This is a genomic window from Pseudomonas sp. TH15, assembly GCF_016651105.1.
Classification (GTDB): domain Bacteria; phylum Pseudomonadota; class Gammaproteobacteria; order Pseudomonadales; family Pseudomonadaceae; genus Aquipseudomonas.
This window is the reverse complement of record NZ_JAEKEL010000001.1, coordinates 171,781-184,843: the sequence shown is the minus strand read 5'-3', so window position 1 is coordinate 184,843 and position 13,063 is coordinate 171,781. Positions and strand designations below refer to the sequence as shown.

The following is a 13,063-nucleotide window of genomic DNA, read 5'->3' as shown; positions in this document are numbered from 1 at the left end:
CCGTGCGGCCCGAAAGGTTTTACGCGGCGCCAGGCTCACCTGGCGCCTGATCCAATTAGCTGGCGACGATATTGACCAGTTTCCCAGGCACTACAATCACTTTACGAATAGTCAGGCCATCGACGAAGCGCAGCACGTTTTCATTGGCCCGTGCGGCGGCTTCGACTTCTTCGCGGGTGGCGCTGGCCGGCATTTCGATCTGGCCGCGCAGTTTGCCGTTGACCTGGATGACCAGTATCAGGCTGTCCTGTACCAAAGCGCTGTCATCTTGCACCGGCCAGCCGGCGTCGATCACAGGATCGGCGTGACCCAGCTGATTCCACAACTCATGGCTGATGTGCGGCGTGATTGGAGCCAGCAGCAAGGTCACGGTTTCCAGGCCTTCTTGAAGCAGCGCGCGATCCTGTTCGGTGCCTTGCGGGGCTTTTTCCAGCACGTTCATCAGCGTCATCACTTGGGCGATGGCGGTGTTGAATTTGTGGTGCTGGCCGACGTCCTGGCTGGCTTGTTTGATGGCCAGGTGGATCGAGCGGCGAACGGCTTTCTGCTCGTCGTTCAGGCTGGCGACGTCAAGTTTGCCCGGCAGACCCTGAGTGACGTGCGCTTGAGCCAGACGCCAGACGCGCTTGAGGAAGCGGTGCGAACCCTCGACGCCGGAGTCGGACCATTCCGCGCTCATGTCTGGTGGCGAAGCGAACATCATGAACAGGCGGCAGGTGTCTGCACCGAACTGGTCAATCATCGACTGTGGGTCGACGCCGTTGTTCTTCGACTTGGCCATCTTCTCGGTGCCACCGATTTCCACCGGCAGGCCGTCGGAGATCAGTTTGGCGCTAATGACCTTGGCCTTGCTGTCACGCTCAAGTTCTACGTCCGCCGGGTTGAACCAGGTGTAGGCACCATTGGCTTCGCGACGATAGTAAGTCTCGGCGATCACCATGCCTTGGGTCAGCAAGTTCTTGAACGGCTCGTTGGAGCTCACCAGGCCTTCGTCGCGCATCAGCTTGTGGAAGAAGCGCGCATAAAGCAGGTGAAGAATCGCGTGTTCGATACCGCCGATGTACTGATCCACCGGCAACCAGTGGTCGGCCGCCGATTTCTCGACCAAACCGCCTTCATAGTGCGGCGAGGCGTAACGGGCGTAGTACCACGAGGACTCGACGAAGGTGTCCATGGTGTCGGTTTCACGCTTGGCAGGCTGGCCGCATTTCGGGCAAGTGCACTCGTAAAACTCAGGCATGCGTGCCAGTGGCGAACCCGCGCCATCCGGAACGACGTCTTCCGGCAGTACGACGGGCAGTTGATCTTCCGGGACCGGCACATCACCGCAGGTGTCGCAGTGGATGATCGGGATCGGGCAGCCCCAGTAGCGCTGACGGCTGATGCCCCAGTCGCGCAGGCGGAACTGAGTGCGCGAGGCGCCAAGGTTTTTCTTGATCAGCGCGACTTCCATGGCGTCGAAGGCGCCTTCGAAGTCGAGGCCGTCGAACTCGCCGGAGTTGATCAGCGTGCCGTGTTCGCCGTAAGCGTCTTGCCATGGCGACGGGTTGGTGTCGCCGGAGCTGGTGCGCACCACGGATTTGATCGGCAAGTTGTACTTGGTGGCGAATTCGAAATCGCGCTCATCGTGCGCCGGAACCGCCATTACCGCGCCATCGCCGTAATGCATGAGTACGTAGTTGGCGACCCACACCGGGAGCTTCTCACCGGTCAGCGGGTGCTCGACGAACAGCGAGGTCGGCAGGCCTTTTTTCTCTTGGGTGGCGACGTCGGCTTCAGCAACGCTGCCGCCCTTGCATTCAGCGATGAACGCTTGCAGCTCAGGGTTGTTCTGCGCGGCCAAGGCGGCCAAGTGGTGTTCGGCGGCCACGGCAACGTAGGTCGCGCCCATCAGGGTGTCCGGACGGGTGGTGAAGACTTTCAGTACGCCGCTTTCGCCGATGGAATCGACGTTGTACGGGAACTGCACTTCCATACCGCGGGATTTGCCGATCCAGTTGCGCTGCATGGTCTTGACCTGTTCAGGCCAGCCCGGCAAGTCGTCGAGGCTCGACAGCAACTCATCCGCATAAGCGGTGATCTTGAAGTAGTACATCGGGATTTCGCGCTTTTCGATCAGCGCGCCGGAGCGCCAGCCGCGACCGTCGATCACCTGTTCGTTAGCCAGGACGGTCTGATCGACCGGGTCCCAGTTCACGGTGCCGTTTTTGCGATAGATCACGCCTTTTTCGAACAGGCGAGTGAACAGCCATTGTTCCCAGCGGTAGTAATCAGGCTTGCAGGTAGTCACCTCGCGGGACCAGTCCACCGCCAGGCCCAGGCTGCGCAGCTGGGTTTTCATGTAGGCGATGTTTTCGTAGGTCCACTTGGCGGGCGCTACGTTGTTCTTCATCGCGGCGTTTTCTGCCGGCATGCCAAAGGCGTCCCAACCCATGGGTTGCAGGACGTTCTTGCCTTGCATGCGCTGGTAGCGGGAGATCACGTCGCCGATGGTGTAGTTGCGCACGTGCCCCATGTGTAGCTTGCCGCTGGGGTAAGGGAACATCGACAGGCAGTAGAAAGTCTCCTTGCCTGGCTGTTCACTGACTTCAAAGGACTTTTGCTCGTCCCAGAACGACTGGGCGGCGGCTTCGATTTCACGGGGCTGATATTGTTCGTGCATGGCTACTTTTGAACTGAATAGGGGTGGCCTAATCCTCTTCAATGCAACGCTGGACGGTGATCTCGCCAAATCGGCGGTTCGGTGTCCAGACGAGCTGGAAGTGGAGTTACAGGAAGCGCCGTAGCATACATGACCGCACTCTATCGAGGGAAACCCTGATTACATGCAAAAGTTGGCTCCAAACCTGCTGCGAGGGCCGTTGGTCGCAGGGTTCAGCCGGTTTGTTCATGGAAGCTAAGCTCCTAATTGGGGAGTGAGTCTTATCTTCAATGAGGTGAGGGATGGTTGAGTCACAACGTAAAGTTACAAAACCGGAGCTGTATGAACGACTGATCGATCGTCTGGGAATGGCCCTGGACGCGGCGAAAACCGCCGGTCGGTTGCGTGATGAACGTCCCCTGGAGCTGGAGTTGCGAGGCCTGAGTCCCGCAGAGTTTGCATTGGTCAAGGCGTATCTGGATCGCAGTGAACGTGAAACACACGGATGCTTGTCAGAAGCAGTGAAGCAACTCGACGCACCACGTTCGGCCAAGATCATCTGGCTCAAGGACAAAACACCCGGCAGGGACGCGGTAAAGGTTCGGTCTCTGCAGTTCAAGTAAACGCATGGCAGGTTAAGAACCGGATCTTTTTCCGCAAGATCCCGCCTACTGGTTGTAACGCTTCATTAACACTCTTAGGCTTCGGGCATCTCTGGAGATGCTCGATGCCTTTTCGTTATTTCGTGAAACAACTTCTGTTGCCTCCCGGCATTCTTTTGCTGCTGCTGGCGCTTGCCTGGTGGTTGCGCCGCTCACGGCCGCGACTGGCCGGATTGTGCTTTGCGCTGGGGCTCGGCGGGTTCTGGCTGATGAGCTTGCCGGTGGTGGTGCAATGGAGCGCCAAGGCTTTGGAGCGGGAGCCGGCGCTGGCGCTCAATGAATGGGCAACCCTGGCTCAGCGCGCCGATGCGATCGTGGTGCTGGGCTCGGGGCGTGAGCGGGGCGATTTGGCCTGGGGCGCCGATCAGCCGACCGGCGTTGGCCTGGAACGTCAGCGGTATGCCGCGCGACTGGCCAAGGCCTCCGGCCTGCCGATCCTGACCAGCGGCGGATTGCACTACGGCACGCCACCGACGGAAGCCAAATTGATGGCCGATTCGTTGCTCGATGATTTCGGCGTGACGGTGCGTTGGCAGGAAGGGCGTAGTCGCACGACTTGGGAAAATGCGCAGTTCAGTGCCGAGGTGCTGTTGCCGCAGGGCGTCAAACGCGTGGTCGTGGTGACTCAGGCCTGGCACATGCCGCGGGCAGTCTGGAGTTTCAAGCAGGCGGGATTTGAAGTGGTGCCGGCGCCGGTGGGGTTTCTAGGCGTGGACAATGCCCGGCCGTTGGGTGGCTGGATGCCGGAGTTCAAGTCGATTTGGCAATCCGGGCAGTTGTTGAATGAGGCGGTGGGGCAGATCGGGTATTCGATTTTCTACCGCTAAACCACTGTGGCGAGGGGGGCTTGCCCCCGTTCGGCTGCGAAGCAGTCGTAAAACCTGCTAGCGCGGTCTGACTGAACGAATGCCGGGGGCCGCTCCGCAGCCCAACGGGGGCAAGCCCCCTCGCCACAGTTCAGACAGTCTTGGCAATCCGGCTAGCCAACAGCGCCCAGCCAAACAACAACACACACAGAATAATCAACGGCCACGAACGCCATTCCAGGTAGGGCGTCAGGTTGTGCATCGGCACCACTTCGCCATACAGAATCCCGCGTTCGAACTGAGGAATCTGTGCGGTGATCTGCCCGTAAGGGTTAATCAAACCGGTCACGCCGTTGTTGGTGGCCCGGATCATCCAGCGGCCAGCCTCAAGCGCGCGCATCTGCGCCATCTGCAAGTGTTGCAGCGGGCCGATGGAGGTGCCGAACCAGGTGTCGTTGCTGATGGTCAGCAGCAAATCGCTGCGAGCGGCGAGGCTGGCGGCGAATTCTGGATAGACCACTTCATAGCAAATGAACGGCGCGATCTGATAACCCTTGGCTTGCAGCAGCGGCTGGTCGGCCGGGCCACGGGCAAAGTCCGACATCGGCAGGTCGAAGAACGCGATCAGCCCGCGCAGCAAGTCCTGCAGCGGAACGTATTCTCCAAACGGAACGAGTTTTTGCTTGAGGTAAGTGCCATCGCCTTCGCCGACCACGGTGATACCGTTGAAGAAGCGCTTCTCATGACGGACTTCCTGGCGGATCGGTACGCCGGTAATCAGTGCGGTTTTACGCTCGGCGGCGAAATTCCCCATCATGTTCAAGTAGCCCTCGGCGGACTCCTTGAGCACCGGTACCGCGGTTTCCGGCCAGATCAGCAGGTCGACGCGTTTGGAGCTGAAGCTCATGTCGCGGTACAGCGCCAATTGCGAATTAACCTGCGCCGGGTCCCACTTCATGCTTTGTTCGATGTTGCCCTGGATTGCCGCGACACTCAGCGCCGGGCCGGCCGGACTGGTCCAGGCATGTTCCTTGAGTGCGATACCCGCCACCCATGGACCCGCCAGCAGTACGACGCCAGCGGCGATGAAGCCCTTGCGACCCGAGCGAACCAGGCGTGGAGCGTTCCAGATCAGTGCGGCAGTCAGCGCCAGAACGAAGGACACCAGCCACATTCCGCCCACTGGCGCGAGCCCGGCCAGTGGGCCGTTGAGCTGGCTGTAACCGGAATAGAGCCACGGGAAACCGGTGAGAAACCAGCCACGAAACGCTTCCTGACCGACCCACAACGCGGCAAACGCCAAGGCGTCGGCCAGCGGTGCTTCGTTACGGCGCAGCCAGCGCGCCCAAAGCCAGGCGGGCAGGGCGAAGAACCAGGCAATCGCCGCGGTGAAGATCAGCATCAGGAAACCGGCCAGCAACACCGAAGCGCCGCCGAAGTGGTGGATGCTGTAGTAGATCCAGCTAGTGCCGGCGCCAAACAAGCCGAAACCGAAACACCAGCCACGACCCAAGGCCTGACGCGGGCTCAGTTCACGCAAACCAGCATAGAAGAGCCCGACCGCAACCAAGGCTAGCGGCCAGATATCGTACGGCGCCAACGCCAGGGTGGTGATTGCACCGGCCAACACGGCCAGCAGATTACCGGGCCAGCCGGGACGGGTCAGACGGTGCATTTCAATCCTTAGAGTTACCGGGCAATGGGTGTCAGGCGCAGCAAATGAATCCGACGGCTGTCAGCGTTCAAGATGCGGAAGCGATACGGGCCGATTTCAGTGATTTCATTGCGTTTTGGCAAATGCCCGAACGCGCTCATCACCAGGCCGCCAACAGTATCGAACTCGTCGTCGGAGAACTCGCTGTCGAAGAACTCGTTGAAGTTCTCGATCGGCGTCAGCGCCTTGATCAGGAAGTCACCGCTTGGCAGTGGCTTGATGTAGCTGTCTTCTTCGACGTCATGCTCGTCTTCGATGTCGCCGACGATTTGTTCCAGCACGTCTTCGATGGTCACCAGACCGGCCACGCCGCCGTATTCGTCAATGACGATGGCCATGTGGTTGTGGTTGGCGCGGAACTCACGCAGCAGCACATTCAGGCGCTTGGACTCCGGCACGAAAGTGGCCGGGCGCAGCAGGTCCTTGATGTTGAAGCTGTCGCCGTTCTCCTTGAGGATCAACGGCAGCAAGTCCTTGGCCAGCAACACGCCCATCACGTCATCGTGGCTTTCGCCGATCACCGGGTAGCGGGAGTGGGCCGAGTCGACCACGGCGGGCAGGAACTCGCGGGGTGTCTGGGTCGCCTTGATGCTGACCATTTGCGAGCGCGGGACCATGATGTCCCGTACTTGCAAGTCAGCTACCTGAATGGCGCCTTCGACGATGGCCAGCGCTTCGCTGTCCAGCAGTTTGTTTTGGTGTGCGTCGCGCAGCAGCTCCAGCAGCTCCTGGCGGTTCTTCGGCTCGTGGGCAAAAGCCTGGGTGAGCTTACCCAGCCATGACTTCTGCCCGTTGCTCGATCGATCTTCGCTCATAGCGATTACTCTGAATCCTTTGTTGTAACGATAGGGGATGTTTCGGTTTCGTCGTCCGCATAAGGGTCGGGATAGCCCAACTCTGCAAGCAACGTTCGTTCCAGTGCTTCCATTTCTTCGGCTTCGTCATCATCTATATGGTCGTAACCAAGCAGATGCAAGCAGCCGTGAATGACCAGATGTGCCCAGTGGGCTTTCAGTTCCTTGCCTTGCTCCGCGGCTTCGCGCTCGACCACCGCCACGCAGATCACCAGATCGCCCAGCAGTGGAATATCGAGAAACTCGTCGGGAACATCGGCCGGGAACGACAAAACATTGGTGGCGTAGTCTTTCTGCCGCCAGGTGAAGTTCAGTTCGCGGGCTTCTTCTTCATCGACCAATCGGATGGTCATTTCGGAGTCGGCAGTACGCTGGCGCAGGGCCAGTTCGCACCATTGGCGGAACTCGGCTTCGCTTGGGGCAGGCGCTTCGGTGGCCAGTTGCAGATCAAGCTCAAGCATCGTGGCGTTTGTCCTTTGGTGTTTCTTCGGCGACGCGATTTTCGAAGCGCTCGTAGGCTTCGACAATGCGTTGCACCAGCGGATGGCGCACGACGTCTTTGGGTTTGAAGTGGGTGAAGCTGATGCCCGGCACGTCTTTGAGCACTTCGATCACATGGTGCAGCCCGGACTTGGTGCCTTTCGGCAGGTCGACCTGGGTGATGTCACCGGTAATGACCGCGGTTGAGCCGAAGCCGATGCGGGTCAGGAACATCTTCATCTGCTCGACGGTGGTGTTCTGGCTTTCGTCGAGGATGATGAAGCTGTTGTTCAGCGTACGGCCGCGCATGTAGGCCAGCGGCGCGACTTCGATCACCTGACGTTCGATCAGCTTGGCCACGTATTCGAAGCCGAGCATTTCGTAGAGTGCGTCGTACAGCGGACGCAGGTACGGGTCGATCTTCTGCGACAGGTCGCCGGGCAGGAAGCCGAGCTTTTCGCCTGCTTCAACTGCCGGGCGCACCAGCAGGATGCGGCGAATCTGTTCGCGTTCCAGCGCGTCTACCGCGCAGGCAACGGCCAGATAGGTCTTGCCGGTACCGGCCGGGCCGATGCCGAAATTGATGTCGTTACCGAGGATTTCCTTCACGTAGCGCAACTGATTCAAGCCACGAGGGCGAATCATGCCTTTTTTGGTGCGCAGCGCCACGGAGGGTTCGGCGGGGGAGATGTTGTCCATTTCCTCGACGGCGGATTCCTGCAGGAACAGGTGAACCGTATCCGGCGACAGCTCTGAACCTTTGGTTTCCCGGTACAGGCGGCGGATCAGATTTTCCGCGGAGGTGGTGTGCTTGGGTTCGCCGATCAGTTCGAACTGGTTTCCGCGATTGCGGATCTCGATGGTCAGGCGTTGTTCGATCAAGCGCAGATGCTCGTCGAATTGCCCGCACAGATTGGCGAAGCGGCGAGCCTCAAAGGGCTCGAGGATAAAGCGATGTGGTTCGATGGGTGCGTTCAAGGTCGTATTTAGCCGCCCTGGGGCAATTAAGATGAAATCAAGGATAACGCCAGTGGGCTGGGTGCGAAAGCTCTTAAATAACCCAGGCCCAAACACCGATCTCGTCGGAGCGAGACTTGCCCGCGAAGGCTGACTGACATTCAACAGATGAGTTGTCTGTCATGCCGCCTTCGCGAGCAAGCTTCGCTCCTACAGGTCATGCGGTGTTACTGGATTAGCGAGCCCCGCAACGAGTGCGGCTGTGCGGCATCAATGTGCACGTCGGCGAACTGGCCAATCAGGGTTGGATTGTCGCAGCGGAAGTTGACGATACGGTTATTCTCGGTCCGGCCTTGCAGCTCGCCAGGGTCTTTTTTCGAATAATCGGTGACCAAAATGCGCTGGATCGAGCCAACCATTTGTCGGCTGATCTCGAAACCCTGCTGGTTCAGGCGATGTTGCAGGGCGTTCAGGCGTTCTTTTTTCAGCTCTTCCGGCGTGTCGTCGGCCAGATCAGCCGCCGGAGTGCCGGGGCGCTGGCTGTAAACGAACGAGTAGGAGAAGTCGAAACCGACGTCTTCGATCAGCTTCATGGTTTGTTCGAAGTCTTTCTCGGTCTCGCCCGGGAAGCCAACGATGAAGTCCGAGCTGATGCAGATGCCCGGCACGGCGGCCCGCAGCTTGCGCAGTTTGGATTTGTATTCCAGCGCGGTGTGGTTGCGCTTCATTGCCGAGAGGATCCGGTCCGAGCCCGACTGCACCGGCAAGTGCAGGTGTTTGACCAGCTCAGGTACGTCGGCGTGGGCCTGGATCAGGCTGTCGGAGAATTCCAGCGGGTGCGAGGTGGTATAGCGAATCCGGTCGATGCCATCGACGGCGGCCACTACGCGGATCAGCTCGGCGAGATCCGCCAGGCGACCGTCGTGAGTGGTGCCGCGATAGCCGTTGACGTTCTGCCCCAGAAGGGTCACTTCACGCACGCCGTTTTCGGCCAGGTGAATGATCTCGGCGATCACGTCGTCGAACGGGCGGCTGACTTCTTCACCGCGGGTGTACGGCACCACGCAGAACGTGCAGTACTTGCTGCAGCCTTCCATGACCGACACATAAGCGCTCGGGCCATCAACGCGCGGCTCGGGCAAGTGGTCGAATTTTTCGATTTCCGGGAACGAGACGTCCACTTGCGGCAGCTTGGTGGCGCGGGCGGCGTCGATCATTTCCGGCAGGCGGTGCAGGGTCTGCGGGCCGAATACCACGTCAACATACGGCGCGCGATCACGGATCGCAGCGCCTTCCTGGCTGGCCACGCAGCCGCCGACGGCGATTACCATGTCCGGGTTGGCCAGTTTCAGTTCGCGCCAGCGACCCAGTTGGGAGTACACCCGGTCCTGGGCGCGTTCGCGGATCGAGCAGGTGTTGAGCAGGATGACGTCGGCGTCTTCAGCGCGCGCGGTGACTTCCAGGGCCTGATGTTCACCCAGCAGATCGACCATGCGCGAGCTGTCGTACTCGTTCATCTGGCAACCGTGGGTTTCGATGTAAAGCTTCTTGGCCATGGAAAGAGTCATCACGTGATTCAAAGAACCGCGCATTATAGGGAACATGTCCCAAGGTTCCTACCGCTGTGCGTCCGGTGGCTATGCTATAGTTCGCGCCCTCATTTTTATCCCCCAATGTGTTGCCCGCCCACCATGACCAAACGTGAAGCCCCAATCTACAAGGTGATTTTCCTCAATCAGGGCCAGGTGTACGAAATGTATGCCAAGCAGATCTATCAAAGTGATCTGTGGGGCTTCCTGGAAGTGGAAGAGTTCGTCTTTGGCGAGCGCACGCAAGTGGTCGTCGATCCGAGCGAAGAGAAGCTCAAGGCTCAGTTCGAGGGCGTGGTGCGCAGTTTTGTGCCGATGCATTCGATCGTGCGCATCGACGAAGTCGAGCGCCTCGGTACGCCGAAAATCAGCGAAGCCCGCGGCGCGGTCGGCAATGTGATGCCGTTTCCGATGCCGATGCCTGAGAAGTAGGAAACAGGTTGAGTGGCTAGAGGAGGTTGTTGTGGTGAGGGGGCTTGCCCCCGTTGGGCTGCGGAGCGGCCCTGAAATCAGCCACTACTACCTTCCTGACAGACCGCATCTGCTGACTTTACGGCTGCTGCGCAGTCGAACGGGGGCAAGCCCCCTCGCCACAGGTGTCCGTCTTTGATTCAGGGCAGCGGCGAGAACGGCGTACGCCCATCGGCGCTTTGCAATTCCATCAGGTATTTACGGAAGATTTGCCCCAGCACTTGGGTAGCCACTTCCAGATCTTCGCGCGGCATCTTCTCGGCGACTTCGTCGGCGGTGTCCAGCGCATCTTCTGCGCCATTAACCGCGGCCATTTTCAGCACGATATACGCCTGAACATTATTGGCCGGCACGCCTTCGCCGTGGAAAAACATGGTGCCGAGTTTGAATTGCGCCTGGGCGTGGCCTTGCAGCGAGGCTTTCTCGAAAAAGGCCAAGGCTTTATTGAGGTCGCGCGGGGCGCTTTTGCCGTTGTAGTAGAACTCACCCAACTCGTATTGCGCTTGAGCATCCCCTTCATCCGACGCTTTCTGGCAGGCGGCGAGCGCTTGTGTCAGGTCTTGCGACTGAGTATTGAGGGTGCAGCGACCCATTGCTGGGATCAACAACGAGTTGCCGCCTGCTTGTGCGAGCGCGAGCAGGGGCTGAAGGAGCAACAGGCAGCCCAATGCAAGGGTGCGGCCGGTGCGGTTCATGAGAATCGACTTACCTCTGAAGGGCGCGCGGACCCGTCGAGGGATCCAATAAGCGCGCATTATGAAATAAGCAGGGCCAACCTTACAAAGTCTTTACTCGTTTTTCTGCTGCGCGGGGAATATATCGCCCACTTTGCGGGAGATTATTGGCACAAGAGTAGGAAAAGACGCAGGGATGTAGGTAAAAGCTGACGCTGGCAATCGCCAACGTCAGCGGCACAGCGTTATTTCAGTGCGGCGAATGCTCGCTCGGCGGCATCCAGCGTCAGTTTCAACTCGGTTTCGCCGTGGGCGATCGAGGTGAAACCGGCTTCGAAAGCGCTCGGCGCCAGGTACACGCCGCCTTCCAGCATCAAGTGGAAGAAGCGTTTGAACAGATTGGCGTCGCTGGACATCACGTCATCGAAGGTCACGATGTCGTCAGCGCCGCTGAAGTACAGGCCGAACATCCCGCCCGCCTGAGTGGTCACGAAAGGAATGCCCGCGGCATCGGCACGCTGCTGTAGGCCGTCGAGGAGGCGGCTGGTGTAGTCGCTCAGTTCGGCGTGGAAACCCGGACGGCTGATCAGGCGCAGGGTGGTCAGGCCGGCGGCCATGGCCAGCGGGTTACCCGACAAGGTGCCTGCCTGATACACCGGGCCCAGTGGCGCGATGTGCGACATGATTTCGCGCTTGCCGCCGAAGCAGCCAACCGGCATGCCGCCACCGATGATCTTGCCGAAGGTGCTCAGGTCCGGCGTCACGCCGAAGTGCGCCTGGGCACCGCCAAGTGCTACACGGAACCCGGTCATCACTTCGTCGAAGATCAGCACCACGCCGTGCTTGTCGCACAACGTGCGCAGGCCTTCGAGGAAACCCGGTGCTGGTGGCACGCAGTTCATGTTGCCGGCCACTGGCTCGACGATGATGCAGGCCACGTTCTGGCCAACTTCGGCGAGCATGGCTTCGACGGCGTCGATGTCGTTGAACGGCAGGGTCAGGGTGTGTTTGGCAAAGTCTGCCGGTACACCGGCGGAGCTCGGTACGCCTTGGGTCAGCAGGCCGGAACCAGCCTTGACCAGCAGGCTGTCGGAGTGACCGTGGTAGCAGCCTTCGAACTTGATGATGTCGTCGCGGCCGGTGAAACCACGGGCCAGGCGAATTGCACTCATGGTCGCTTCGGTGCCCGAGCTGACCATGCGCACCATTTTCATCGACGGCACGATCGAGCAGACCAGGTCTGCCATCTCGGTTTCCATCGCGGTCGGGGCGCCGTAGGACAGACCGTGTTCCAGCTGTTTACGCACCGCGTCCAGCACGTCCGGGTGGCTGTGGCCGAGAATCATCGGCCCCCAGGAACCGACGTAATCCACATAACGCTTGTCGTCTTCGTCGGTGACGTAGGCGCCTTCGGCGTGTTTGAAGAACAACGGCGTGCCGCCAACGCTCTTGAACGCGCGAACCGGCGAGTTCACGCCACCGGGAATGTGTTTCTGGGCATTGGCAAACAGGGTTTCGGAACGAGACATGATCGGGCTCTCAAATCAGATTTTAAGCTACTTAAATAGAAAGCAGTTCGTTAAAGGCGCGGGCGCGGCGGGTCACTTCAGCCGTGCTCTCGGCGCCGAACAGGCCGTGGACCACCGCCAGCAGGTCGACCCCGTGGGCCACCAGCGGCGCGGCGTTTTCCAGGGTGATGCCGCCAATCGCGCAGATTGGCAGGTGCAGTTTGCTGCGGGCCTGGTCGAGCAGGTCGAGGCTGCAGGTCGGTGCGCCGGGTTTGGTGTTGGAGTTGAAGAAGCGGCCGAAGGCAACGTAACTGGCGCCTTCCTTTGCTGCTTGCTCGGCGAGTTCGAGTTGCGCGTGGCAGGTCGAGCCGATGATGGCCTGGCGACCGAGCAGCGCGCGGGCCGGGGTCAGCGGGCCATCGGTCTGGCCCAGGTGCACGCCGACGTTCAGGCGTGCGGCCAACTCGGCGTCGTCGTTGATGATCAGCTGGGTTTTGTAGCGATCACACAAGTCGCGCAGGGCTTCGGCCTCGCGCAGACGGCGGGCCTCGTCGCTGCTCTTGTCGCGATACTGCAGCAGGGTGACGCCGCCTTCCAGCGCCGCCTCCACGTACTCGAGAAATTTACCGGCCAGCAACTGGCTGTCGGTAATGGCGTATAGGCCACGTAGTTTCATCGGACAAGCCTCTGCGCTTTACGCATCGAAA

Annotated in this window: 12 protein-coding genes; 3 read left to right on the top strand and 9 right to left on the bottom strand. The window is 59.9% G+C overall.

Features of this window, described 5'->3' with window-relative positions; translation table 11 throughout:
• Positions 1–55: 55 nt before the first annotated feature.
• Complete coding sequence (gene leuS, locus JFT87_RS00865) at positions 56–2,662, bottom strand: leucine--tRNA ligase (protein WP_201198147.1); 2,607 nt, start codon at positions 2,660–2,662, stop codon at positions 56–58.
• Positions 2,663–2,943: 281 nt separating this feature from the next.
• On the opposite strand from leuS, the gene JFT87_RS00860 reads away from it, so the two are divergent.
• Together JFT87_RS00860 and JFT87_RS00855 are read left to right on the top strand one after the other, a co-directional pair.
• Positions 2,944–3,264 (top strand): hypothetical protein, encoded by a 321-nt coding sequence (locus JFT87_RS00860; RefSeq protein ID WP_201198146.1) that lies wholly within the window; start codon positions 2,944–2,946, stop codon positions 3,262–3,264.
• Between the two features lie 104 nt (positions 3,265–3,368).
• The gene (locus tag JFT87_RS00855) at positions 3,369–4,130 is read left to right on the top strand and encodes a YdcF family protein (RefSeq protein WP_201198145.1); all 762 of its coding nucleotides are present in this window, start codon (positions 3,369–3,371) and stop codon (positions 4,128–4,130) included.
• Positions 4,131–4,260: 130 nt separating this feature from the next.
• Here JFT87_RS00855 and lnt read toward each other — a convergent pair whose 3' ends face one another.
• From lnt to miaB, 5 genes are all read right to left on the bottom strand, one after another.
• On the bottom strand, positions 4,261–5,784 hold the full coding sequence (gene lnt, locus JFT87_RS00850; protein ID WP_201198144.1) for an apolipoprotein N-acyltransferase: 1,524 nt from the start codon (positions 5,782–5,784) through the stop codon (positions 4,261–4,263).
• Positions 5,785–5,798: 14 nt separating this feature from the next.
• Positions 5,799–6,638, bottom strand: coding sequence for an HlyC/CorC family transporter (locus tag JFT87_RS00845; protein WP_027924283.1), 840 nt, complete (start codon positions 6,636–6,638; stop codon positions 5,799–5,801).
• Between the two features lie 5 nt (positions 6,639–6,643).
• Positions 6,644–7,138: an rRNA maturation RNase YbeY gene (ybeY, locus tag JFT87_RS00840; RefSeq protein ID WP_201198143.1), complete on the bottom strand. Its 495-nt coding sequence runs from the start codon at positions 7,136–7,138 to the stop codon at positions 6,644–6,646.
• Positions 7,131–8,135 carry a PhoH family protein gene (locus tag JFT87_RS00835; RefSeq protein WP_201198142.1) on the bottom strand — a complete coding sequence of 335 codons (1,005 nt, stop codon included), beginning with the start codon at positions 8,133–8,135 and terminating at the stop codon, positions 7,131–7,133. Before JFT87_RS00835 ends, ybeY begins: the two co-directional genes overlap by 8 nt.
• A 206-nt stretch (positions 8,136–8,341) precedes the next feature.
• Positions 8,342–9,670 (bottom strand): tRNA (N6-isopentenyl adenosine(37)-C2)-methylthiotransferase MiaB, encoded by a 1,329-nt coding sequence (miaB, locus tag JFT87_RS00830; RefSeq protein WP_201198141.1) that lies wholly within the window; start codon positions 9,668–9,670, stop codon positions 8,342–8,344.
• A 135-nt stretch (positions 9,671–9,805) separates the two neighbouring features.
• Between miaB and JFT87_RS00825 the strand changes: the two genes are divergently transcribed.
• Positions 9,806–10,135, top strand: coding sequence for a DUF1820 family protein (locus JFT87_RS00825; protein ID WP_007894425.1), 330 nt, complete (start codon positions 9,806–9,808; stop codon positions 10,133–10,135).
• Between the two features lie 179 nt (positions 10,136–10,314).
• Here the strand turns inward: JFT87_RS00825 and JFT87_RS00820 are convergent, their stop codons facing one another.
• The 3 genes from JFT87_RS00820 to thiE form a co-directional block, all read right to left on the bottom strand.
• Positions 10,315–10,869, bottom strand: a complete 555-nt coding sequence (locus JFT87_RS00820) for a tetratricopeptide repeat protein (protein ID WP_201198140.1) — start codon at positions 10,867–10,869, stop codon at positions 10,315–10,317.
• A 224-nt stretch (positions 10,870–11,093) separates the two neighbouring features.
• Positions 11,094–12,377: a glutamate-1-semialdehyde 2,1-aminomutase gene (gene hemL / locus JFT87_RS00815; RefSeq protein ID WP_201198139.1), complete on the bottom strand. Its 1,284-nt coding sequence runs from the start codon at positions 12,375–12,377 to the stop codon at positions 11,094–11,096.
• Between the two features lie 31 nt (positions 12,378–12,408).
• Positions 12,409–13,032 (bottom strand): thiamine phosphate synthase, encoded by a 624-nt coding sequence (gene thiE / locus JFT87_RS00810; protein ID WP_201198138.1) that lies wholly within the window; start codon positions 13,030–13,032, stop codon positions 12,409–12,411.
• Positions 13,033–13,063: the final 31 nt, after the last annotated feature.

What these genes read in the sequence shown, in the direction of transcription:
- miaB (WP_201198141.1), bottom strand. Translation starts at nt 9,670, where the DNA reads ATGGCCAAGAAGCTTTACATCGAAACCCACGGTTGCCAGATGAACGAG.
- hemL (WP_201198139.1), bottom strand. Translation starts at nt 12,377, where the DNA reads ATGTCTCGTTCCGAAACCCTGTTTGCCAATGCCCAGAAACACATTCCC.
- leuS (WP_201198147.1), bottom strand. Translation starts at nt 2,662, where the DNA reads ATGCACGAACAATATCAGCCCCGTGAAATCGAAGCCGCCGCCCAGTCG.
- lnt (WP_201198144.1), bottom strand. Translation starts at nt 5,784, where the DNA reads ATGCACCGTCTGACCCGTCCCGGCTGGCCCGGTAATCTGCTGGCCGTG.
- JFT87_RS00860 (WP_201198146.1), top strand. Translation starts at nt 2,944, where the DNA reads ATGGTTGAGTCACAACGTAAAGTTACAAAACCGGAGCTGTATGAACGA.
- JFT87_RS00825 (WP_007894425.1), top strand. Translation starts at nt 9,806, where the DNA reads ATGACCAAACGTGAAGCCCCAATCTACAAGGTGATTTTCCTCAATCAG.
- thiE (WP_201198138.1), bottom strand. Translation starts at nt 13,032, where the DNA reads ATGAAACTACGTGGCCTATACGCCATTACCGACAGCCAGTTGCTGGCC.
- ybeY (WP_201198143.1), bottom strand. Translation starts at nt 7,138, where the DNA reads ATGCTTGAGCTTGATCTGCAACTGGCCACCGAAGCGCCTGCCCCAAGC.
- JFT87_RS00855 (WP_201198145.1), top strand. Translation starts at nt 3,369, where the DNA reads ATGCCTTTTCGTTATTTCGTGAAACAACTTCTGTTGCCTCCCGGCATT.
- JFT87_RS00820 (WP_201198140.1), bottom strand. Translation starts at nt 10,869, where the DNA reads ATGAACCGCACCGGCCGCACCCTTGCATTGGGCTGCCTGTTGCTCCTT.
- JFT87_RS00845 (WP_027924283.1), bottom strand. Translation starts at nt 6,638, where the DNA reads ATGAGCGAAGATCGATCGAGCAACGGGCAGAAGTCATGGCTGGGTAAG.